Here is a 21,185-nt window from a genome sequence, read left to right as displayed (position 1 = left end):
TTGATTAATAAGGGAGCGTTGACCTATGGAAACCCTAACGGCAAATAACCTAACGCTTGGTTACGGAGAAAAAATCATTATAGATGAATTAGATATAGAAATTCCTAAAGGAAAAGTGACTGTTCTGATCGGAAGTAATGGTTGCGGTAAATCGACGTTACTACGTTCGATGGCAAGGTTACTACAACCGAAATCAGGTGAAGTCGTGTTAGACGGTAATGAAATCGCTAAAATGAACACGAAGGAAGTCGCTAAACAAATGGCGATTTTGCCACAAGGACCATCAACACCAGAAGGACTTTCTGTTTATCAGTTAGTTAAAATGGGTCGTTACCCATATCAAGGCGTATTTAAAAAGTGGTCTCAAGAAGATGAAGATGCTGTCAACAAAGCGTTAGAAGATACAAATTTAATGGATTTAAAATATCAATCTGTTGACGAATTATCAGGCGGACAGCGTCAGCGTGCATGGATTGCGATGACGTTGGCACAAGATACAGAGCTTATTTTATTAGATGAGCCAACAACATATCTAGATATGACTCACCAAATCGATATTTTAGATTTATTGTTCGAGTTAAATGAAAAAGATAATCGTACGATTGTGATGGTGCTTCATGACCTAAACTTAGCATGTCGTTATGCCGATCATATTGTGGCAATTAAAGATAAAAAAGTTTACGAATCTGGTCAACCTGAAGACATCATTACTTGTGACCTCGTTTATAATGTATTCAACATGAACTGTGATGTCGCATATGACCCTCTATTTGGCACACCAATGTGTATTCCACACGGCAGAGGACGTTGTATCTTAGCTGAAGCACACGCAGAAAAAACAGGTGTTAAAAATAATTGTGTAACAACAGCTCTTAAGGCTAATTAGGTCTTAAGAGTTTTTTATTATACGTGCGCTTGCACTTTTTTTATGTATATGAAAATAAGTTTGGTCCACATTAAGAATGAGGTGGATAATATGGATAAACGTAAATTCTATATCAATGTTGAATCACGCGAGATATCTGAATTAAAGGCAGGGAATAACGATGAATTCGTTTTATATGGGACGCCTGAACAAATTATTGCATTGAGAGAATTGTTTGAGGATATGGAACATGCCGATCTAGGTACGTTTTGGCGATCGCATATGCCGTTTAAGGAGTATCACCGTGATGAAGACAATGATGCTTACGATCAATGTTTGCTTAAAGCGTACAAAATGATTCATGACCTTGGTGATGAGGCAGCCAAACAGCACGTCGAACAAATGCCTTTCTATGATGAATTAAATAAGCTTGATTAATTCCAAAAAACGACACCCATTCAGAAAATCCAAATGGGTGTCTTTCTTTATTCTTCAGGTATTTCTTTTGCTTGTTGATTATAGTCTGTATAATCACGTTTAATTTCTTGGCTAATTGAGGTTTCATTTTGTTCACTACTAAAACTAGTATTAATTGAGACAACTTCATAAGTATCTTGGTTAATTACGATTTCAACCTTCACTTCTTTAACATCAAGCTGAGCCTCTTTTATTGGTAACTCAGAGCCTCCGAATGTTGCTGTTTCTAATTGGTTTTTAACGTATGATTGAAAGTCCTCACCTTCACCGTTCATCACCAATGTAGCGTATTCATCACCTTTTTTTAACTCAAATTGATCTTCCATCGTTTGAAATAATTCTATTAAAACAGGTAGATGACGTTGTTTTTCTATTAACTCTGGTAACTGACTAATATTTTCATCAGAAATAGGTTGCAACGAATCATCTTGTTGAAGCGAGTATAATTGTTCATCTTTATAAACGATTGATAAATCCAAGCCAGTCGCTTTAACTTCTGTTAAAAATTGAAAAGGATCCATTTCTATGTAAGTAGACTCCTCTTGTTCCACAATGATTGGTTCATTGATTTCTGGTACGACAACTTCTTGATTGAGTGAATAATTCATCGAATAGTCCTGAACCTCTTCAAGATTATTAGATATTTTCTCAAATACTTCCGTTGCGTTATCACTTGATGTCTGTTGTTCATCATCCGAACATCCAGCCAGTAAAAGTAAAATAACTGCAACCATTACTACAAATTTCTTCATTTTTGTTCCCCCTAAAGTTAGTTCTTAAGTTCTATTTTTAGTAATTATTATAAATAGTGTTTATATATTATTCGTATGAGGAATAGTATTTATGAGAGTTAAATTAATAGAAAAGGTGGGAAGGCATCATGAAAAAAATTACTTACTTAATCGCATTAACAGCACTTATTCTAATAACAATACCATATTCTCTATCTGATATAAATGCAGAATCTAGTTCTTATAATTCCGAAGATTTTTCAAAGCATGTTGTATCTTCAAAAGTGACAGGACAAGCTGATTGGACGAGTGAACAAGCTGAACTATCAAATGAAGATATTAATCAGGTCCTTAACCAGTTTATGGACCAACTTGTTCAAGAAACGGATGATCAGTGGAAAGTGTTAAACTATCAATCACTAGAAGAATACAAGTCTAGCTTTGATCAAATCGCAGAGCGTAAAGTAGTAGATTATTTTGTAGATGAAATTTATTATGAAGAAGGGCAAACCTTATATCTTAAAGGAATGGACACGCCACCATGGTTTGATTCGGATCAAGATTTTAACAAAGAACAACTAGACGACGAAACGTACCGCATTACTCAAGATAATGAGTCGGACTTTTATGGGAATTATCGTATTGTCATTGATCTAAAATTGAATGAGAATGGAGAACCGTATATAATAAATGTACAATACCAATAATTCTCAAACATAAAGGAATGTAACCGACGCGTGGAAGTATTCAAAGACTATTACAACAATACAGTAAAATTAGTAATCGGAAGAGAAGCATTTTCAAAACAACCAAAGCATGTGTGGGTCATCACACGTTATCAAAATCAATGGCTTTTAACAAAGCACTCAGATCGAGGCATTGAGTTCCCTGGGGGCAAGGTTGAAGAAGGGGAAATATCTGAAGAGGCCGCCATCCGTGAAGTCAAAGAAGAGACGGGTGGTTTAGTTTCAGAGCTTTATTTCATCGGACAATATTATGTCGATGGAAAAGGTGGAGATATTATTAAAAACATCTATTTCGCTGATGTTGATGTTTTAGAGGATGAAGCACACTATTACGAAACAGAAGGCCCGGTCTTAATGGACGATTTACCGAAAAATATAAAGCGAGACCGACGCTTTAGCTTTATGATGAAGGATCAAGTTTTAGTAAAAGCAATGAAAATAGTAGAAGAACGGTTTTTGACATAGCACTCGAGCAAATCGGGTGTTTTTTATTTGCTCACTGATTCAAATAATGTTGCTTATGTTTTATAAAACTACCTCAGAAAAACATCGAATTCATTGATTTTACCGACATTATCCTTAGGCACAGCGACAATGGATTGATAGGATCAGCATCACGAGCGATTAAGTCCCTTCCCCCATCCTATGCTATACTAGTGAAAAGGAGGTGCTTCCATGGATCCAACCAAACGACCATCCATTAAGCCCGGTCAGTCTGTATCCATTGTTCTAAAACGTGATCAGAGTTCAGGTCGCTTAACCAACGGTATAGTCGGCGAAATTTTAACCAATAGCCCTCATCATCCACACGGCATCAAAGTCCGATTAACATCAGGCGATGTCGGACGTGTGAAGGAGATTCATCTTGATTAACCCTATCCAACTCATTGGATGGGTTTTGTTTTAAAACGTAAAGATAACATTAAAACTGACAAAATAGACACATCTACTAAAAAAAGAAATGCCTTTATATAGGCATTTCTTAGGTTTAATCCACTTGGAGATTTAAGTTTCAAAAATGTGTTATCCGTATGATATATATCTAGTTATTTGACGTTTTCTCCAAAATTGGAACGTCTTTTTAAATATTATTTATATGTCGGACCTGCTTGACGGATGTCGTCAGTCACGTGGTCGAACTTTTTGAAGTTATCATGGAACTTGCTAGCTAATTCTTTAGCTTTCACATCATAAGCATCTTTGTCATTCCAAGTTTTCTTAGGGTTTAAGACGTCACTTGGAACGCCTGGGCAATGTGTTGGAATCGATAGGCCAAAGAACTCATCTTGTGTTGTTTCAACGTTGTTTAACTCACCTTCTAGGGCTGCTTGAACCATCGCACGAGTGTAGCTAAGTTTCATACGGCTACCTTCACCATATGATCCACCAGTCCAGCCAGTGTTAACTAAGAATACTTGAGCATCATGCTCATCAATTTTCTCACCTAACATTTTCGCATATTCTGCTGCAGGTAATGGTAAGAATGGTGAACCGAAGCATGCTGAGAATGTAGCTTCTGGCTCTGTTACACCGCGTTCTGTACCAGCTAATTTACTTGTGTAACCACTTAAGAAGTGATACATCGCTTGTTCTTTCGTTAATTTACTGATTGGAGGTAAAACTCCGAATGCGTCAGCTGTTAAGAATACGATTGTATTAGGGTGACCTGCAATGCTAGGCTCGATAATGTTATCGATATGATCAATCGCATAAGCGGCACGTGTATTTTCAGTTAAGCTTGTGTCGTCATAATCCGGTAAGCGTGACTCTTCATCAACGACAACGTTTTCTAAAACGGCGCCAAAGCGAATCGCATTGTAAATCTGCGGTTCTTTTTCTTCTGAAAGGTTTACACATTTTGCATAACAGCCACCTTCAATGTTGAAGATTCCGTTTTGCGACCAAGCATGCTCATCATCACCGATTAAACGACGGTTTGGATCAGCTGATAATGTTGTTTTACCTGTGCCGGAAAGTCCGAAGAATAATGCCACATCGCCTTCTCCACCAACATTCGCTGAGCAGTGCATTGGTAGAACATCTTGTTTCGTTGGAAGCATATAGTTCATAACTGAGAAAATTGATTTCTTAATTTCTCCAGCATACTCCGTACCACCAATTAACACGATGCGGTGTTTGAATGATACTATCACAAATGCTTCAGAGTTCGTTCCGTCTACTTCAGGATTAGCTTTGAAGTGTGGAGCCGATACTACTGTGAACTCTGCATTGTGGTTAGCTAATTCTTCATCGGTTGGACGAATAAATAACTGATTCGCAAATAGATTATGCCATGCAAACTCAGTTACTACTTGGATTGGTAAGCGGTACTTTTCATCAGCACCTGCAAAACCATCAAACGTAAAGATCTCATCTCGTTCAGATAAGTAATCTGTTACCTTATTAAATAGATTTAAGAAAATATCTTCGCTGATTGGTTGGTTAACTGAACCCCAATCCACTTTATCCTTTGTTTCTTCATCTTCCACAATAAATTTATCTTTTGGCGAACGTCCTGTATACTTTCCAGTCGTGGCACGAACAGCACCAGTTGACGTTAACATACCTTCTTCTCTAGATAAAATACGTTCTACTAAACTGGCGATTGGTAAATTCGCCTGATTATTTTTATGTTGATTAAGCTGAGATACAGACGCTTGAACATTCATAGTTTTCACACCTAACCATCCTTTTCAATACAAAATTATTCATAATTAATAAGTTTATTTGATTAATAGTATAACACATTTATTTTAATAAACCATACTAATTGAATAATTTTTCATAATTTTTCTTAATGCCGTTCTTTATTATAAATTAAAATGTAAGCCTGTCATAGTGATAAGATTATAGTTTTTTGAACTGTTTTTAACTTTTATGTGTTAAAGGCTGCAAAATTATATTTATTGTCCCTTTAATATGACAAAAATTAATATTAAAATCCAAGTCTTATAAATTATGCGAGGGCGTGAAGTTGGGTCAATATCCATTGACACTCGTGTGGTTTCAAGTTATGATAAATCAGAACGGTACGTCTCTTATCAAGAGCAGTGGAGGGTGCAGGCCCTATGAAACTCAGCAACCATCACATATGTGACAGGTGCTAACCTGATGCAAGGGGAAGATCCCTTGAACGATAAGAGTGAAAGGCCATGCGTAATGAACCTTTCCTCATAATTGTGGAAAGGTTTTTTCTGTGTTTTGGGTAAAATATCAATGAAGTTAATATAGCTTTTCACACATAAGAGAGCCGTTGAAGATCCAAATCGAGGAGGAAACGATTTTATGACACATCAACGTCGACTATTTACTTCCGAATCCGTAACGGAAGGCCATCCGGATAAAATTTGTGATCAAATCTCGGATGCAATTTTAGATGAAATTTTAAAGGAAGATCCAAATGCAAGGGTGGCTTGTGAAACGACAGTCACAACGGGCTTAGTATTAGTAACGGGTGAAATCTCAACGACAACTTACGTAGACATTCCAGCAATCGTTCGCGAAACGATTAAAGACATTGGTTACACACGTGCTAAATATGGCTTCGACGCTGAGACATGCTCAGTGCTGACATCCATTGACGAACAATCACCTGATATTGCACAAGGTGTTAACGAGGCATACGAGAAGCGTGAAGGTAGCATGACAGATGAAGAGATTGAAGCGATTGGTGCAGGTGACCAAGGGTTAATGTTCGGTTATGCGTCTAACGAAACTGAGGAACTGATGCCATTACCAATCTCGTTATCACATAAGCTTTCGAAACGTTTAAGTGACGTTCGTAAGTCTGGTGAGTTAGATTACTTACGTCCCGATGGTAAGACTCAGGTGACAGTAGAGTACGATGATGATGGACAACCTGAACGAGTGGATACAATTGTGATCTCAACTCAACACCATCCTGAAATTACATTACAACAAATTAATGATGATTTAATTGAAAAAGTCATTCGACCAGTTGTGCCGTCTGACTTAATTGATGACAAAACGAAGTACCTTATTAACCCAACAGGTCGATTTGTCATCGGTGGGCCACAAGGCGATGCTGGGTTGACAGGTCGTAAAATTATCGTTGATACGTACGGCGGATATGCTAGACACGGTGGCGGTGCCTTCAGTGGTAAGGATGCTACGAAAGTAGACCGATCAGCTGCTTATGCGGCACGTTACGTGGCAAAAAACATAGTGGCAGCTGGTTTAGCAGATGCATGTGAAGTGCAGCTAGCCTATGCTATTGGTGTTGCACAACCTGTATCTATTTCAGTAAACACATTTGGTACTGGAAAAGTTAAAGAAGCTAAAATCGTAGAAGCGATTCGTGAAACATTTGACCTTCGTCCAGCAGGTATTATTAAAATGTTAGATTTAAGAAGACCAATCTATAAAAAGACTGCTGCCTATGGTCATTTTGGACGAAATGATGAAGATTTTACATGGGAATATACTGATCGCGTAGATGAATTAAAAAAATATATTAATAATTAAAACAAATCGTGACAAAACTTACCTTATAAACGTCTTTATAATGAAAACAAAAATGACTTTATAAGGAGCATTCCTGTAATAAGAAAAATTGACCCTAGATGAGGTTATTTGGAGTTACACAAAAAAAGCCCTCCTTGGTAGTATAGAGAGTGTCACGTCACGAAACAATGACCTCGAAAATACCGAAGGAGGACTCAAAATGGATTTTACACAAAACAAACGATTAATGCAAATCACGGAAAACACAATTATTATCGGCGTTGATATCGCCAAACACAAGCACGTTGCGCGTGCTATTGATGATCGAGGAATCGATTTAACCAAACGATTCGTATTCCATAACACACTAGAGGGATTCAATGGATTCGTCCAATGGATCGAATCCTTATCACATGAATTAAACCGTTCTATCTTGTGGGCATGGAACCAACGGGTCATTATTGGCTAAACTTAGCTTACTTTTTAAAAGAACGAGGTCTTCATTGCGCAAATCGTACGTGACGGTCGGTATCATGAACCAACATTACCTGAGGATGTGTACGCTGAATTACGTGAAGGCATGAAGCTTCACGATATCATTCAAGAAGATCTTAATTCTATTCAAGCCCAAATGCATAATTTGTTAGGCTTTGATGATAAATGGACATTTGAAGCACGGATTAGCCGGTCGATATACAACCATTAGGGCTATGACCCACTTAAGGAGCATTTCCGGCAGCCACGCATGGATAGGTTGAACGAAGGAATTTACGCGCATTGACGCCGAGAGACATGGGAAGGTTTACCGCCATGTGAATGTGGAGATCCAGTCGTGCGATTATAAAAATTCCACTAAATTGGAATATATATCCAATTTGGGTGGTTGGATGGCCATTCAACTACCAATTTCAGCCTAATTTTGAATCAATTGGTGGCCACCACTTGATTCAAAAGCAATAAAACCATAAAAAATCAAAGAAAAACGGCGAAATTCTAAGAAATAATTAATTTATTGAGGGAGTGTTGTCTGTGTGCGGTTTTATTGGACTAATCAAGAATGAAGCATCTGAACCCAATGAACATCTCAAGCAACGGATGGCTAAGGCGAATAACCTGATTGCACACCGTGGACCTGATGATGAAGGGTATTATGTTGATTCTTGTGTATCGTTTGGTTTTAGGAGATTGAGTATTATTGATTTAGAGAGTGGCCACCAGCCATTATCTTACGAAGATCAACGGTACTGGATGGTCTTTAATGGTGAGATTTATAACTATGTAGAATTAAGAAAAGATTTATTAGAAGAAGGCTATGATTTTTCTACTGAATCGGATTCTGAAGTCATCCTAGCGTTATTTAAAAAATATCGCGGCGAGGCGTTTAAACGTTTAAGAGGAATGTTTGGCATTTTAATTTGGGATAAACAAGAACAAGAGCTTTTTGGAGCACGCGATCCATTTGGGATTAAGCCTTTGTTTTACTCAACAAATGACCAAGGAACATTCTTCGCATCAGAGAAAAAGAGCTTATTAGAAATCATGAACAGCCATCAGGAATTAGACCTTGATAGTTTACAACACTATCTAAGTTATCAATTCGTCCCAGAACCATACACACTTACTGAAAATATTAAAAAAGTCGAACCTGGTCACTACTTTCACATGAAGCCAGGTGAAGACCCTACTTTTGAAAAATATTATCAAGTTGAATTCAAGCCTAAGCATATAGAGAAAAATCAACTGATCTCTAATATTCAAGACGTGTTAATAGACTCGGTGAAGGTTCACATGCGTAGTGATGTTCCAGTCGGTTCTTTCTTATCAGGAGGAATTGACTCTACGATTATGGTCGCTTTGGCAAAAGAAATTAACCCTAATCTTAAAACCTTTTCTGTAGGGTTTGAACAAGAAGGTTACTCAGAAGTCGATGTCGCTAAAGAATCTGCAGAAGCATTAGGTGTTGAGAACATTTCATATACGATTACACCTGAAGAGTTTGTTTCTCGTCTACCAAAGATTATCTGGCATGCCGACGATCCTTTAGCAGATCCTGCTTGTGTACCTCTCTATTTTGTAAGTCGAGAAGCTAGCAAACACGTGACAGTTGTGTTGTCAGGCGAAGGCGCAGATGAGTTGTTTGGTGGTTATAATATTTATAGAGAACCACAATCGTTAGAAGTCTTTAACTCTATTCCAAAGCCAGCGAAACATTTACTTGGAAGAGTCGCAATGGTTTTGCCTGAAGGAGTTAAAGGGAAGAGCTTTTTAATACGAGGCACAACACCATTACAAGAACGATACATCGGTAATGCAAAAATGTTTGAAGAAGCGGAAAAAGCGTACTTACTACAAAATTATAATGAGTCGCTCCCTTATCAAACCATTACCAATCCACTCTATCAACAAGTGAAGAACGAACACCCTGTTACACAAATGCAGTACATTGATATGCATACGTGGATGCGGGGGGATATTTTATTGAAGGCAGACCGAATGACGATGGCTCATTCACTTGAGCTTCGCGTTCCATTTTTAGATCATGAAGTCATGAGAGTGGCCAGCCAAATTCCGGTTGAATATAAGATTGCGAACGGCACCACGAAATCAATTTTAAGAGAAGCGGTTCAAGGCATCGTGCCCGATCACGTGTTAAACCGTAAGAAATTAGGTTTCCCAGTTCCAATCCGTCACTGGTTGAAAGATGAACTTTACGACTGGGCTCGTAATCTTATTTTAGAAAGCCAAACTGATCATTTAATCAATAAACTATATGTCCTTAACTTATTAGAAAAACATTGCAAAGGAAAACTCGACTACAGCCGAAAAATATGGACAGTACTCATGTTCATGCTATGGCATCAAATTTTTGTCGAAGGCGTCTACAAACAAGAAGACCTCATTCACGATCAAAGCTTTGAAGTCGAAATCTTATCGTCATAAAATGATACCCACTAGATGCGCCATGCATCTAGTGGGTGTTTTTGGTTGAATATAATACTTCGCCTGATGCGGTGATACCTTTGATATTGACGGGGCTATGTATAGGTTTATTTACTTTTTTATAGAAGAAGGTATTCTCACTTGTTGTGAAAAGTTTAGCATCTTCATATACGTTACTCTGAACTTCAACTTCCACTGCCGCTAAATTCGGATTTAAAATTTGCCCGAAATAATAGGAGTACTCATCCTGGTCACTCTCATTTGCACTCCACGCTAGGTCCTTTTCCTCATGATTAGGGTAACTAATTGAAGCTAGGGTTTTATCGTGACCAACGTCATTTCTAAGTTCCCAATTTCCTAGCCAGTTTTGCTCTAATTTTGCAATCATAATGGAATGTTGATTCCTAAAAATCGTTAGCCACTCGTCATTAACCTTCTCAACGAGTAAAACATCTTCAGTTGGCGGCGACCAGTCTTTAGTTATATCGAAAACATCATTTTGATTCGGCAACTGTTGGTGGTTGTAGATGATGTATGTAGCGAAAACAATCCCTATGATTAATATACTAATTCCGATTATTTTATTCATACTCTCACTGCCGGATTTTGATTTTACCATAAAATTTCCAATTTATGTTCAATTTATGTTCAATTAATGTTACACTAAATTTAGCTCTTAAGGAAAAGTATGGAAACTTATAAATCATTGAAATAGGGGGCTAGATTATGGAGCATTTATTAAAGGAAATTAAGATGTTAAGTCAAAAAGAACCTAAAACATTAGAACAAATGGCTTTAAAGTTATCAGAAGAAGCAGGTGAAACGGCACAAGCTGTATTATCTTATCAAAAAGCTAGTGGTAGCAACTATAAACAATTAGGAATAGAAGATGTAAAAGAAGAATGCATAGATGCTCTTTTAGTTTCCTTAGCCATGTTTTATAAAATGAGTGATGATGAAGATTTATACGACCTTATAAAGAAAAAGGTTACTAAATGGGACAGCAAAATCAGTAATTAGTGATAAGAGGATCGACAGTACTTCAATGTACGAGCCATGGATGTTGATAAAAGAGGTGTGAGAGTTGATAGGGCGAGTCGGAATGTCAATAGGGGAAGGTTGAATGTCGATTGGGAGGCGTTGTTTGTCGATAGGAGGAGCTTGAATGTCGATTGGGAGGCGTTGTTTGTCGATAGGAGGAGCTTGAATGTCGATTGGGAGAGCGCGAATGTCGATAGAGGCAATCCAAGTCGCGATAGGGAGCCTGCGAATGTCAATAGAAAGCGCCCGAATATCGATTGTGACCATGTGAACATCGAATGGAATTTATAAATTGGCGAAACCCCGAAAAGTTTGGCGAGACCTTACCTAATACTGGCGAAAGTTCGTGCGAATCCGGCGAAACCTCCTGTAAGTTTAGCGAAACATTACACTAATTAGGCGAAACATATAAAGACTTTGGCGAAACGAACTGTATTATAAAGAAAGACGCTCGTGCAATTTGCCGAGCGTCAACCGCAGACTATAATGAAAGCACTTTTCTTATTTCCAGTAGATCATCAATAACATCATCAGCTTGTGCGAGCTCTTCTTCACGTGCGAAGTCGAAGTTACACCCGACAGACATGAGATCGTTATCTTTTGCCGCGTTGATATCGGAGAGACGATCGCCAACAACGACACCGTCCGTAATGTTATATTTATGAATGATCGCCTCAACTAACTCGGACTTATTCAAGGAATCAATGTGCTGAATACTAAACGTCTCGGTGACCCAGTGATCAAGTATATAGTAACTCACGATTGCTTCTAAGTACTTGATGAGACCGTTACTAGCTATGAATATAGAAAAATTGTTCTCTTTTAAATCCTGAAAAAGTTCCTCAACATGAGGGTAGAGAGCGCCCTTCCCGTCATAAATATTTTCTATTAACCGTTCCAAGAAATAGGCATCAACTTGATTTCGTTCTTCAACAGAATGCTCAGGCAATAATATCTCCCACACCTTAGGTAAAGGAACTCCCATGATATCTCGGTATTGCTCAATCGGTGTTTCAGAACTCCATTTATTTTGCGACCTTAAATAGCTAAATGTATCGTCCAGTGATAATTCTAGTATTTGATCTGTTTGGAAAAGCGTCCCATCCATATCAAAGATGACAGCTTTGGTCATATGTAGTCTCCTTTGCTTTCATAATTAGTAAGTATGCTTAATAATGTATCATTAGATGTATAAGCCTGTGAAGAGGGTGTTAGGTTATGAAAAATGGAATTACCTTGGTACTGGTTGGTTTAGGTATCATATTAATAAGTTGGTTTGTGAGGTCTGACTTTGAGGTTAGAACATATGAAAACCTTCAAGAAGCGATGGACAAATCAATTCCTTTTAAAGTGAATCGTGTGATACATACAACTGAGTATGATGGTGTGACGATTGTGATGTACTCAACGATTCCAGATGACTTAGCTGGTGCTCAAGAAAATGAAGCACTAGGACTTGCTTACTTCAAGGGAAATGATGAAGATGGTTGGGAAAACGTTGGACATCATGGGTGGAGTCATTATCACCATGATCAGCTAAGTCTTTACTCAGAACCTTTCCGTGAGTATGACAGTAAAGGAAGGCCACTTCACGACTTTCACGTAGCATATGGTCAAATAGTTAATCCTGAAATTATAGAAGTAAAAGCAAGAGTGGATGAAACATATGAAAAAATAGACATCATCACGAATGAATGGAAACGTTACTATTTAACCATTGGTGAGGTTACAGCTATCAAAGGGTTGTCTAAAGATGGTGAGGTTTTAAGTAAGCATGGGGAATAAAAAACGCCCAGAACAATCTCTGAGCGTCAACATTAACCCTGTAACTTCTTATAGTTTTGTCCTCTTTCCACATAGACAGTTCTTACGCGTTCTAATTCCTTGTAGTCTTCTTCATTCAGCTCGCGAACGACTTTGGCAGGTCGCCCGAATGCCAGCGTGTTCGCAGGAATTTTTTTGCCAGGCGGAACAAGACTGCCTGCGCCGATAAAGGCGTTTTCTCCAATCTCAGCTCCATCTAAAATTGTCGAGCCCATTCCGATTAGGGCATTTTTTCTAATCGTACACGAATGAAGCATCACTTGGTGCCCCACTGATACACCGTCTTCTAAAATAAGCGGTAAATTTGGACTCTGATGTAACATCGATTGGTCCTGAACGTTGACGCGGTCCCCTATATAAGTTGGCGACACATCTCCACGGATGACAGTTTTAAACCAAATACTGCTATACTTCCCAATGGTCACATCACCTGAAATGACAACATCATCTGCGATATAAGCGGTTTCATCAATTTTTGGATAAGTTCCTTTGTATGGGAGTATCATGTGGTTCCTCCTTTAGTTCATTTTTCTACTATTATTGAAAGTCATTAGCTATTTTTGCTTCGAAAATTTGGTCTAAGGATCGAATAATTGACTTGAAATTAGGCTTTGCAATTATGTCTTTAGCACCTAGTTGAAAACATTCATCTTTAGTTAGTTTGCTAGTTAATGATGAAAAGACGATGACATTTGCAAAGGGAAAAAGCTTCAACATTAAGGATAGCGTTTTAAACCCGTCTAATTGATCCATGGTTAAATCAAGAATGACCGCATCTGGCTTCAACTTACGATATATGGATAAAGCTTCAATCCCGTTTGAGGCCTCCGATATAACCCTATAATGTTTTGTTTGATCTAAGGTGTTGGTAATTCTTTGACGAATAAACTTTGAATCGTCTACTACCAGAATGTTATACATGTTTTAAATCACTCCTCTATCAATCGCAAACACTAGAAAAAGTGATTGCAACCCGGCTACCGTAGGAAACCCCCTTAGGCCCGTGGCTTTGCGTCTCTTACTTTCATAAGATTTGCCTTTAAGATATAGTACCATATTATCGTGTGAATAAACATATTTCGACAAGGATTACACGTTCACAAAATTACCTTCAGCATACTGTTGTTTCTCCTTTGTTGAATTATGCTAATATGTTAATAATAAGATTTATTAAATGAAACGGGGGAGTTGTGATGATCGTTAGACGCGCTGATCAAGCGAAGGCAATAGTTGTAGTAGTGCATGGTGCTTTTGAGCATTCAGGACGTTACGAGTGGTTTTTTGATCGATTAAATCACCATGGATTCCACGTGATTGCTGGGGATTTGCCTGGCCAAGGTAAGACAAAAGGAAAAAGAGGACACATCAAGTCCTTTACAGAATATATTGTTACGGTCCTTTCCTGGATCGATGAAGCGAAAAAATATGACTTACCCGTGTTCCTATTTGGACACAGCATGGGCGGGTTAATCGCAGTCCGTACGGCTCAACAGCACAAAGAAGACTTAGCTGGAATTGTTTTATCCTCACCAGCTTTAGGTATGAAAAATGGATTAGCAAGACCTGTATATTATTTTTCAAAACTCTTAAATGTCGCATCTCCTTCCGTACGTTTTAAAACAGGGGTCCGGTCGTATTACGCAACTCGTAATGAAGCGTACAATGCGCACGATGTCTCAGATCCATTGTTTTTAAGAAAAGTATCCGTCCGCTGGTATCATGAATTTGAAAAAGCGATAGCCATGGCATTTAAAAAAATGGACCAATTCCCAGATGTTCCAACAATTTTACTCCAAGGTGGAGAGGATCATTTAGTAGATGTTGAAGCGGTAAAAGAATGGTTTAATGGAATTGACGTCAACGAAAAATCGATCAAAATTTACGAAGACCTTTATCATGAAATCATTAATGAACCTGAACGTGACGTAGTACTAGAAGATATTATTACTTTTCTAGACCATCGAATTAAACAAGAACCAGTTTAGGAGGGTTCACATTGACTGTGAATGTCCCGAGGACGTTGCCAAAATTACTGTATACGTGTTACCGACATATTTTTCCTGAAGTGAGAAAAAGTCTAAAGTACTGGGAAAACTATGCCGACCGAATACCGAATGAAGAATTAAGGACTCAAGCTAAAGCCAGTATTGGCACCAAAACCTTTCACTGCGAGGGTGGGTCCATCTATGCCACCCTTGCGAAAACTCGTTGGAAAGATGCGATAAACTTCATCATAGCTTACCAGACAATTAGCGATTATTTAGATAACCTTTGTGATCGCAGCACATCGATGGATCCTGATGACTTTAGACGCTTACACGACTCCATGCTCAATGCGATATCTAAGGACCCAATTGAAGAGCACCCTAATTATTATGAACTTCGTGAAGATCAAGACGATGCAGGTTACTTGAAGTCATTAGTGGATACGTGCCAAGAAGTCGTACAATCGATTCCAAACTATCAACGCGTTTACCCAGCTGTCAGACGGCTCGCCCAACTTTACATAGACTTACAAGTTCATAAGCACGTGACACTGATTGAACGCGTTCCAAGGTTGACCGAATGGTACGAACATGAAAACGAACATGATGAAGTGCTGTGGAATGAATTCTCCGCAGTCACTGGGTCAACTATTGGTATTTTTTCAATTATTTCATATGCACTGGACGGCTACGATTACAGCGCACAAGTGATGAAATCCTATTTTCCTTATATGCAAGGCCTACATATTTTATTAGACTATTATATCGACCAACGCGAGGACGAAGAAGAAGGCGACTTAAACTTCTGTCATTATTATCACGATGAACAAAAAACAATCGAGCGACTGAAGTTTTTTATCGATGGCAGCAAAACATCAACTAAAAAAATCCCAGACGCCGACTTCCACCAACTCATCGTCTCCGGCCTCGTTGGCTTATATTTATCCGATTTAAAGGCCGATGAACTAAACAATGGAGAACAACTCAAGAAAGAACTTCTAAGGCATTGTGGGCTTAAAGCACAATTGATTTATATGAATGGACGAGCCTACCGAAAGTGGAAAAAAAAGAAAGGATTGGGGGAGTGATCCCTTTTTCTTTCGCTTAAATCATGGGGGAAGTAGATATATGAAACGAATTGATGTAGCCTATACACTTTTGTTTGATGAAAAAACGAATAAAGTTTTAATGGTATTAAACAGGAACAAAACCTGGTCATTGCCAGGTGGGGCCGTTGAAGTCAATGAGACGCTGAAGGACGCAGCTGTTAGAGAAGCCAAAGAGGAGACGGGGTATGATGTACAGGTTCATGAAGTGATCGCAATTAATGAAGCGTTTATGGATGGAAACCATGTTCATTTTATTACATTTAAAGGTGAAACTTTGAAAGTTCCAGATGTCATACCAAAAGAAAAAAATATACTGAAAGTGGAATGGGTCGACATAGAGGAAGCTGACCGACTAATGCCTTATCATCCTGAAGGAATCTCTCAATTACTTAACCGTTTAGGTGCTAGATACATACTACAGTCTTAACAGTGGTATGTATCTATTTTTTATACAACGCCACTACAAACGGCGCTTTCTCACTTCGATTGACCATCTGATATCGGATAATGTCAGCTTGCTTCGCTGGGAAATTTTTAAGATAGGTCAGCAGCTCGTTCTTCTCAGCCTGACCCTCTTCATGCCCTGGATAAATGACAATGACGATGTAACGCTCTGGTTTCAATTTTAAAAATATCTGATCGATTGCCTCAATTGTCGTACTACTATTGGTCGTGACTGCTTTATCACTTCCAGGTAAAAAACCTAGATTAAAGATGCATCCGTCAATGGATTCAACCGACCTTCTACCGAGTTCGTCGCCAGCTTTTTCGTGACCGTTCAAAATCGTCGTCACATTATGTACGTCGTGCTTGGCAAAAAGTTTTTCCGACTCTCGGATCGCTTCCTCTTGAACATCAAAAGAATAAACGTGCCCACTTTCGCCAACGAGTTCACTTAAAAATAAACTATCATGTCCGTTTCCAAGCGTTGCATCAACGACCACCGAACCTTTCGAAACGGTTTCGTCTAATAAACTATGTGCAAATGGAATGATCTGTTTCATATACCTCTTCCTTTATTTAAACTTCATACTTATAATATCATGAAACATTGGATAATATAGTTACAAATATAGTTGACATTTACCATTTCATTGCATAGAATATGTATTAAATTAAAATAGTCCGACGTTAATGAAGGAGTAGTAAAAAGCTCTGTAAGCTTTGCAGAGAGGTAGCGGTTGGTGCGAGCTATCCTTACAACTTTTGAACTCGCCTTCGTAGTTGACCATCTGAATTCAAGTAAGATGGACCGTCTCATCCGCGTTAAGGATTTCAAGTGAGTACATAATTGTACTAATTTGGGTGGTACCACGGGTAAACTCTCGTCCCAACTACGGTTGGGGTGGGAGTTTTTTAGTTTAGGTTGTTTTATTAAAAAAATGGTGAGCGAAGGCGGCGACTCCAGGTCGGCTAAAAGCGGTCACGTCCTGCGCCTGCGATTACTCGGCGCAAACTTAAGCAAAGATGTAATGCAAGTAGCATTTGTGACCAACGCCGACACTAGAACGTCCAGTTCGTCGCGGGAACAGCACGAGCTGAAAATCACTCCGAATGAGGTTGACGAATTCGGAGAAGTTGAAGCCGTGCCCGCGGAAAGCGTCCGCCATTAGTAAACCCAAAACAGCCTTATTATATATAAGAAGTGGAAACTAAATTTTTAGGAGGAGTTTATATGGCGTTCGATCATCAAAGCATTGAACAAAAATGGCAAACATATTGGGAAAACAATAAAACATTCAAAACTAACGCTGATTCGGATAAACCGAAATTTTACGCGCTAGACATGTTCCCATACCCATCAGGCGCAGGCCTTCACGTCGGTCACCCTGAAGGTTACACAGCAACCGACATCGTATCCCGCATGAAACGTATGCAAGGGTATGAAGTCTTACACCCAATGGGATGGGATGCGTTCGGTTTACCAGCTGAACAATACGCGATTGATACAGGAAACAGCCCAGCTGCATTTACTGAACAAAACATCGCGACTTTCAAACGCCAAATCAAATCACTCGGCTTCTCATACGATTGGGACCGAGAAATTAATACGACGGATCCAAACTACTATAAGTGGACTCAATGGATTTTTGTCAAAATGTATGAAAAAGGTCTCGCTTATATGGATGAGGTTGCCGTTAACTGGTGTCCGGCTCTTGGTACAGTTCTAGCAAACGAAGAAGTCATCGATGGTAAAAGTGAACGCGGAGGTCACCCAGTTATTCGTAAACCAATGCGTCAATGGGTGCTAAAAATCACAGAATACGCTGACCGTCTCCTTGAAGACCTAGAAGAACTTGATTGGCCAGAAAGTCTAAAAGATATGCAGCGCAACTGGATCGGAAAATCTGAAGGTGCTGAAATCACGTTCCAAATTGCTGACACGGACCATACGTTTAAAGCGTTCACGACTCGCCCAGATACGATTTTCGGTGCGACGTATGCCGTACTATCACCTGAACATCCACTAGTTCAAGACATTACAACGGATGACCAGCGTGAAGCGGTAGAAAAATACGTGAATGACGTGCAAACGAAAAGTGAACTCGAGCGTACCGATCTTGCAAAAGATAAAACAGGAGTTTTTACGGGTGCATATGCTTTAAACCCAGCCAATGGCGAAAAGATGCCAATCTGGATTGCCGACTACGTTCTTATGTCGTACGGAACTGGTGCGATTATGGCCGTTCCAGCACATGATGAGCGTGACTATGAATTTGCGAAAAAGTTCGACCTTCCAATAGTCGAAGTCGTATCAGGTGGTAACGTTGAGGAAGAAGCTTACACAGAAGACGGTACCCTTGTAAACTCAGACTTCCTTAATGGCCTTAATAAAAATGAAGCCATTGAGAAAGCCATCGCTTGGTTTGAAGAAAAAGGTCACGGTGTTCGCAAAACGACTTATCGTCTCCGTGACTGGCTATTTAGCCGTCAGCGTTACTGGGGTGAACCAATTCCAATTGTTCATTGGGAAGACGGTACGATGTCAGCGCTTGATGAAAGCGAACTGCCATTAGAACTACCTGAAACAGATCAAATCAAACCATCTGGTACAGGTGAGTCACCACTAGCGAACATTCCAGAATGGTTAGAGTACACAGACCCTAAGACCGGTAAAAAAGGTCGCCTAGAAACAAACACCATGCCTCAGTGGGCAGGAAGCTGTTGGTACTATCTACGTTATATTGATCCAGATAACGACGACATGCTGGCTGATCCTGAAAAACTTAAGAAGTGGCTACCAGTCGACCTTTACATTGGAGGAGCTGAACACGCAGTCCTTCACCTACTTTACGCTCGTTTCTGGCACAAAGTTCTTTATGACCTTGGCGTTGTCCCAACTAAAGAACCATTCCAAAAACTCTTTAACCAAGGGATGATTCTAGGTGAAGGTAATGAAAAAATGAGTAAATCAAAAGGGAACGTTGTAAACCCTGATGATATCGTTGAGACTCATGGTGCCGATACACTTCGTCTATATGAAATGTTCATGGGTCCACTAGATGCATCCGTTGCATGGAGCACCAACGGACTTGATGGAGCACGCCGTTTCCTTGATCGTGTATGGAGACTATATGTTGAAGACGATAAACTTTCTTCAAGTATCCAAAATGAAGCAAACAGCAATCTAGAGAAGGTCTACCATGAAACAGTTAAGAAAGTAACCGAAGACTTTGCTAATCTTCATTTCAATACTGGAATCTCGCAAATGATGGTATTTGTAAATGAATGTTATAAAAATGATGTTCTTCCACGTGACTATGCTGAAGGATTTATCAAACTACTTTCGCCGGTTGCACCACACATGGCAGAAGAAATCTGGTCACTACTTGGGTATGAAGGAACCATCTCATATGAAGAATGGCCAACTTATGACGAATCCAAGCTTGTAGAAGACACAGTAGAAATTGTGCTTCAAGTGATGGGGAAAGTTCGTGGCCGTGCAGAAGTTCCAAAAGAAGCATCTAAAGATGAACTAGAAGAACTAGCACTAAAAGACGAACGCGTACAAGAGTGGATTGAAGGGAAAACAGTAAGAAAAGTCATTGTTGTTCCAGGAAAATTAGTAAACATTGTAGCTAATTAGTAATATAATTAGTAGAAATAATCCTAACGTCCTCAGACGATTTCGTTTGGGGGCGTTTTTCATTTGTCAAAATTGACATGGATTTAAAAACTTCTATATGATGAAAATATAAAAAGATAGAGAGGAGAATTGTAATGAGTGATGAAATCCGTGAAATCACACCAGAACAATTGGAACAAGAACTTGATTCAGGAAAATATGAAGTAGTTGATGTACGTGAAGACGAGGAAGTGGCTGGTGGAATGATTCCAGGAGCGAAACACGTGGTACTTGGTACAATCCCTGAACGTTTAGACGAATTCGATCAAAATAAAGAGTACGTGATGGTATGCCGTTCGGGCCGCCGCAGTCATAATGCATCACAATATCTACAGGAACAAGGTTATAAAGTACTTAACTTAAAAGGCGGTATGCTTGAGTGGAAAGGCGATGTGATCGCTTAGTATATTTTTTAAATTACTGTTTCGGGCGGCGAGTAATATAATCGATTAAAAAAATATATAAAAACCCATTGACTTATATTAGTGTGCGTATTATTATATTACTTGTCGCTTTTGAAGCGGCACTAAAAAATAGTTGAATTTGTTGTTGACGAATTAATACTTTTCGTATTATGATGTCAATTGTCGCTCTAAAACGACAGATCAAATTCAGGTAACAAAAATATTGACTTTTAACATCAAATTATGATATATTAATTGTTGCCGATAGATATGGGAGTTATCATTTTTGAAATTGATTTTTAAAAAGTTATTGACTTTTGAATTGCTTCCATGATATATTTATCAAGTCGCTTTTTTGAGGCGACATCATTTGAACCTTGAAAACTAAACAAAATAGCCTGTAGTCAATTCTAGTTTTTCATCTGGATTGGCAGATGAAAAACCTTAAACTATTTAGCCAATCAAACTACTTT

Annotated in this window: 23 protein-coding genes, 2 pseudogenes, 2 riboswitches and 1 other annotated feature; of the genes and pseudogenes, 18 read left to right on the top strand and 7 right to left on the bottom strand. The window is 38.8% G+C overall.

Going from position 1 to position 21,185, the window contains the following annotated elements; translation table 11 throughout:
* Positions 1-25: 25 nt before the first annotated feature.
* Positions 26-886 (top strand): ABC transporter ATP-binding protein, encoded by an 861-nt coding sequence (locus ACTWQB_RS10535; RefSeq protein ID WP_443139145.1) that lies wholly within the window; start codon positions 26-28, stop codon positions 884-886.
* Between the two features lie 90 nt (positions 887-976).
* Positions 977-1,303, top strand: a complete 327-nt coding sequence (locus ACTWQB_RS10530) for a hydrolase (protein ID WP_443139144.1) — start codon at positions 977-979, stop codon at positions 1,301-1,303.
* Positions 1,304-1,350: 47 nt separating this feature from the next.
* Here the strand turns inward: ACTWQB_RS10530 and ACTWQB_RS10525 are convergent, their stop codons facing one another.
* On the bottom strand, positions 1,351-2,094 hold the full coding sequence (locus ACTWQB_RS10525) for a DUF6612 family protein (RefSeq protein WP_443139143.1): 744 nt from the start codon (positions 2,092-2,094) through the stop codon (positions 1,351-1,353).
* A gap of 128 nt (positions 2,095-2,222) precedes the next feature.
* Between ACTWQB_RS10525 and ACTWQB_RS10520 the strand changes: the two genes are divergently transcribed.
* The 3 genes from ACTWQB_RS10520 to ACTWQB_RS10510 all read left to right on the top strand — a co-directional run bounded on the left by ACTWQB_RS10520 (position 2,223) and on the right by ACTWQB_RS10510 (position 3,692).
* Positions 2,223-2,780 (top strand): hypothetical protein, encoded by a 558-nt coding sequence (locus ACTWQB_RS10520; protein ID WP_443139142.1) that lies wholly within the window; start codon positions 2,223-2,225, stop codon positions 2,778-2,780.
* 30 nt (positions 2,781-2,810) lie between these two features.
* The gene (gene ytkD / locus ACTWQB_RS10515; protein WP_443139141.1) at positions 2,811-3,284 is read left to right on the top strand and encodes an RNA deprotection pyrophosphohydrolase; all 474 of its coding nucleotides are present in this window, start codon (positions 2,811-2,813) and stop codon (positions 3,282-3,284) included.
* 210 nt (positions 3,285-3,494) lie between these two features.
* Entirely contained in the window at positions 3,495-3,692 is a 198-nt protein-coding gene (locus ACTWQB_RS10510; RefSeq protein WP_443139140.1) for a YwbE family protein, read from the top strand.
* Positions 3,693-3,907: 215 nt separating this feature from the next.
* Here ACTWQB_RS10510 and pckA read toward each other — a convergent pair whose 3' ends face one another.
* Entirely contained in the window at positions 3,908-5,488 is a 1,581-nt protein-coding gene (gene pckA, locus ACTWQB_RS10505) for a phosphoenolpyruvate carboxykinase (ATP) (protein ID WP_443139221.1), read from the bottom strand.
* Positions 5,489-5,854: 366 nt separating this feature from the next.
* Positions 5,855-5,962: riboswitch (SAM riboswitch) on the top strand.
* A gap of 142 nt (positions 5,963-6,104) precedes the next feature.
* On the opposite strand from pckA, the gene metK reads away from it, so the two are divergent.
* The 4 genes and pseudogenes from metK to asnB all read left to right on the top strand — a co-directional run bounded on the left by metK (position 6,105) and on the right by asnB (position 10,223).
* The gene (gene metK / locus ACTWQB_RS10500; protein WP_443139139.1) at positions 6,105-7,304 is read left to right on the top strand and encodes a methionine adenosyltransferase; all 1,200 of its coding nucleotides are present in this window, start codon (positions 6,105-6,107) and stop codon (positions 7,302-7,304) included.
* Between the two features lie 199 nt (positions 7,305-7,503).
* Positions 7,504-7,929: pseudogene (locus ACTWQB_RS10495) on the top strand (IS110 family transposase); the annotation flags it as partial.
* A gap of 170 nt (positions 7,930-8,099) precedes the next feature.
* Positions 8,100-8,243 carry a hypothetical protein gene (locus ACTWQB_RS10490; RefSeq protein WP_443139138.1) on the top strand — a complete coding sequence of 48 codons (144 nt, stop codon included), beginning with the start codon at positions 8,100-8,102 and terminating at the stop codon, positions 8,241-8,243.
* Between the two features lie 69 nt (positions 8,244-8,312).
* Positions 8,313-10,223, top strand: a complete 1,911-nt coding sequence (asnB, locus tag ACTWQB_RS10485) for an asparagine synthase (glutamine-hydrolyzing) (RefSeq protein WP_443139137.1) — start codon at positions 8,313-8,315, stop codon at positions 10,221-10,223.
* A gap of 28 nt (positions 10,224-10,251) precedes the next feature.
* On the opposite strand, the gene ACTWQB_RS10480 is transcribed toward asnB, so the two are convergent.
* Entirely contained in the window at positions 10,252-10,812 is a 561-nt protein-coding gene (locus ACTWQB_RS10480) for a hypothetical protein (protein ID WP_443139136.1), read from the bottom strand.
* Positions 10,813-10,949: 137 nt separating this feature from the next.
* On the opposite strand from ACTWQB_RS10480, the gene ACTWQB_RS10475 reads away from it, so the two are divergent.
* Both ACTWQB_RS10475 and ACTWQB_RS10470 read left to right on the top strand, forming a co-directional pair.
* Complete coding sequence (locus ACTWQB_RS10475) at positions 10,950-11,243, top strand: MazG-like family protein (protein WP_443139135.1); 294 nt, start codon at positions 10,950-10,952, stop codon at positions 11,241-11,243.
* 36 nt (positions 11,244-11,279) lie between these two features.
* A complete protein-coding gene (locus tag ACTWQB_RS10470) occupies positions 11,280-11,555 on the top strand; it encodes a hypothetical protein (protein WP_443139134.1) in 276 nt (91 codons plus the stop codon).
* A gap of 190 nt (positions 11,556-11,745) precedes the next feature.
* On the opposite strand, the pseudogene ACTWQB_RS10465 reads toward ACTWQB_RS10470, so the two are convergent.
* A pseudogene (locus tag ACTWQB_RS10465) lies at positions 11,746-12,419 on the bottom strand (HAD hydrolase-like protein); the annotation flags it as partial.
* Between the two features lie 63 nt (positions 12,420-12,482).
* Between ACTWQB_RS10465 and ACTWQB_RS10460 the strand changes: the two are divergent.
* Positions 12,483-13,049, top strand: coding sequence for a hypothetical protein (locus ACTWQB_RS10460; RefSeq protein ID WP_443139133.1), 567 nt, complete (start codon positions 12,483-12,485; stop codon positions 13,047-13,049).
* A gap of 32 nt (positions 13,050-13,081) precedes the next feature.
* Here ACTWQB_RS10460 and ACTWQB_RS10455 read toward each other — a convergent pair whose 3' ends face one another.
* On the bottom strand, positions 13,082-13,594 hold the full coding sequence (locus ACTWQB_RS10455; RefSeq protein WP_443139132.1) for a gamma carbonic anhydrase: 513 nt from the start codon (positions 13,592-13,594) through the stop codon (positions 13,082-13,084).
* A gap of 31 nt (positions 13,595-13,625) precedes the next feature.
* A complete protein-coding gene (locus ACTWQB_RS10450; protein ID WP_443139131.1) occupies positions 13,626-14,009 on the bottom strand; it encodes a response regulator transcription factor in 384 nt (127 codons plus the stop codon).
* Positions 14,010-14,052: 43 nt separating this feature from the next.
* Positions 14,053-14,136, bottom strand: a riboswitch (cyclic di-GMP riboswitch).
* 145 nt (positions 14,137-14,281) lie between these two features.
* On the opposite strand from ACTWQB_RS10450, the gene ACTWQB_RS10445 reads away from it, so the two are divergent.
* From ACTWQB_RS10445 to ACTWQB_RS10435, 3 genes are read left to right on the top strand one after another with little or no spacing between them, the layout of a single operon-like run.
* A complete protein-coding gene (locus ACTWQB_RS10445) occupies positions 14,282-15,073 on the top strand; it encodes a lysophospholipase (protein WP_443139130.1) in 792 nt (263 codons plus the stop codon).
* Positions 15,074-15,090: 17 nt separating this feature from the next.
* Positions 15,091-16,161 carry a tetraprenyl-beta-curcumene synthase family protein gene (locus tag ACTWQB_RS10440; protein ID WP_443139220.1) on the top strand — a complete coding sequence of 357 codons (1,071 nt, stop codon included), beginning with the start codon at positions 15,091-15,093 and terminating at the stop codon, positions 16,159-16,161.
* 40 nt (positions 16,162-16,201) lie between these two features.
* Complete coding sequence (locus ACTWQB_RS10435; RefSeq protein ID WP_443139129.1) at positions 16,202-16,609, top strand: NUDIX hydrolase; 408 nt, start codon at positions 16,202-16,204, stop codon at positions 16,607-16,609.
* 13 nt (positions 16,610-16,622) lie between these two features.
* Here ACTWQB_RS10435 and ACTWQB_RS10430 read toward each other — a convergent pair whose 3' ends face one another.
* A complete protein-coding gene (locus ACTWQB_RS10430; RefSeq protein WP_443139128.1) occupies positions 16,623-17,186 on the bottom strand; it encodes a class I SAM-dependent methyltransferase in 564 nt (187 codons plus the stop codon).
* Positions 17,187-17,304: 118 nt separating this feature from the next.
* Positions 17,305-17,518, top strand: a binding site (T-box leader).
* Between the two features lie 4 nt (positions 17,519-17,522).
* Here ACTWQB_RS10430 and ACTWQB_RS10425 point away from each other — a divergent pair.
* The 3 genes from ACTWQB_RS10425 (at position 17,523) to ACTWQB_RS10415 (ending at position 20,712) form a co-directional block, all read left to right on the top strand.
* Positions 17,523-17,795: a hypothetical protein gene (locus ACTWQB_RS10425; protein WP_443139127.1), complete on the top strand. Its 273-nt coding sequence runs from the start codon at positions 17,523-17,525 to the stop codon at positions 17,793-17,795.
* Between the two features lie 62 nt (positions 17,796-17,857).
* Positions 17,858-20,269 carry a leucine--tRNA ligase gene (gene leuS, locus ACTWQB_RS10420; protein ID WP_443139126.1) on the top strand — a complete coding sequence of 804 codons (2,412 nt, stop codon included), beginning with the start codon at positions 17,858-17,860 and terminating at the stop codon, positions 20,267-20,269.
* A gap of 134 nt (positions 20,270-20,403) precedes the next feature.
* The gene (locus tag ACTWQB_RS10415) at positions 20,404-20,712 is read left to right on the top strand and encodes a rhodanese-like domain-containing protein (protein WP_443139125.1); all 309 of its coding nucleotides are present in this window, start codon (positions 20,404-20,406) and stop codon (positions 20,710-20,712) included.
* Positions 20,713-21,185 lie beyond the last annotated feature (473 nt).

The organism is Piscibacillus sp. B03, assembly GCF_052246295.1.
Classification (GTDB): Bacteria; Bacillota; Bacilli; order Bacillales; family Alkalibacillaceae; genus Piscibacillus.
Note: the sequence above shows the minus strand (reverse complement) of the source record. Positions and strands in the feature narration are given on the sequence as shown.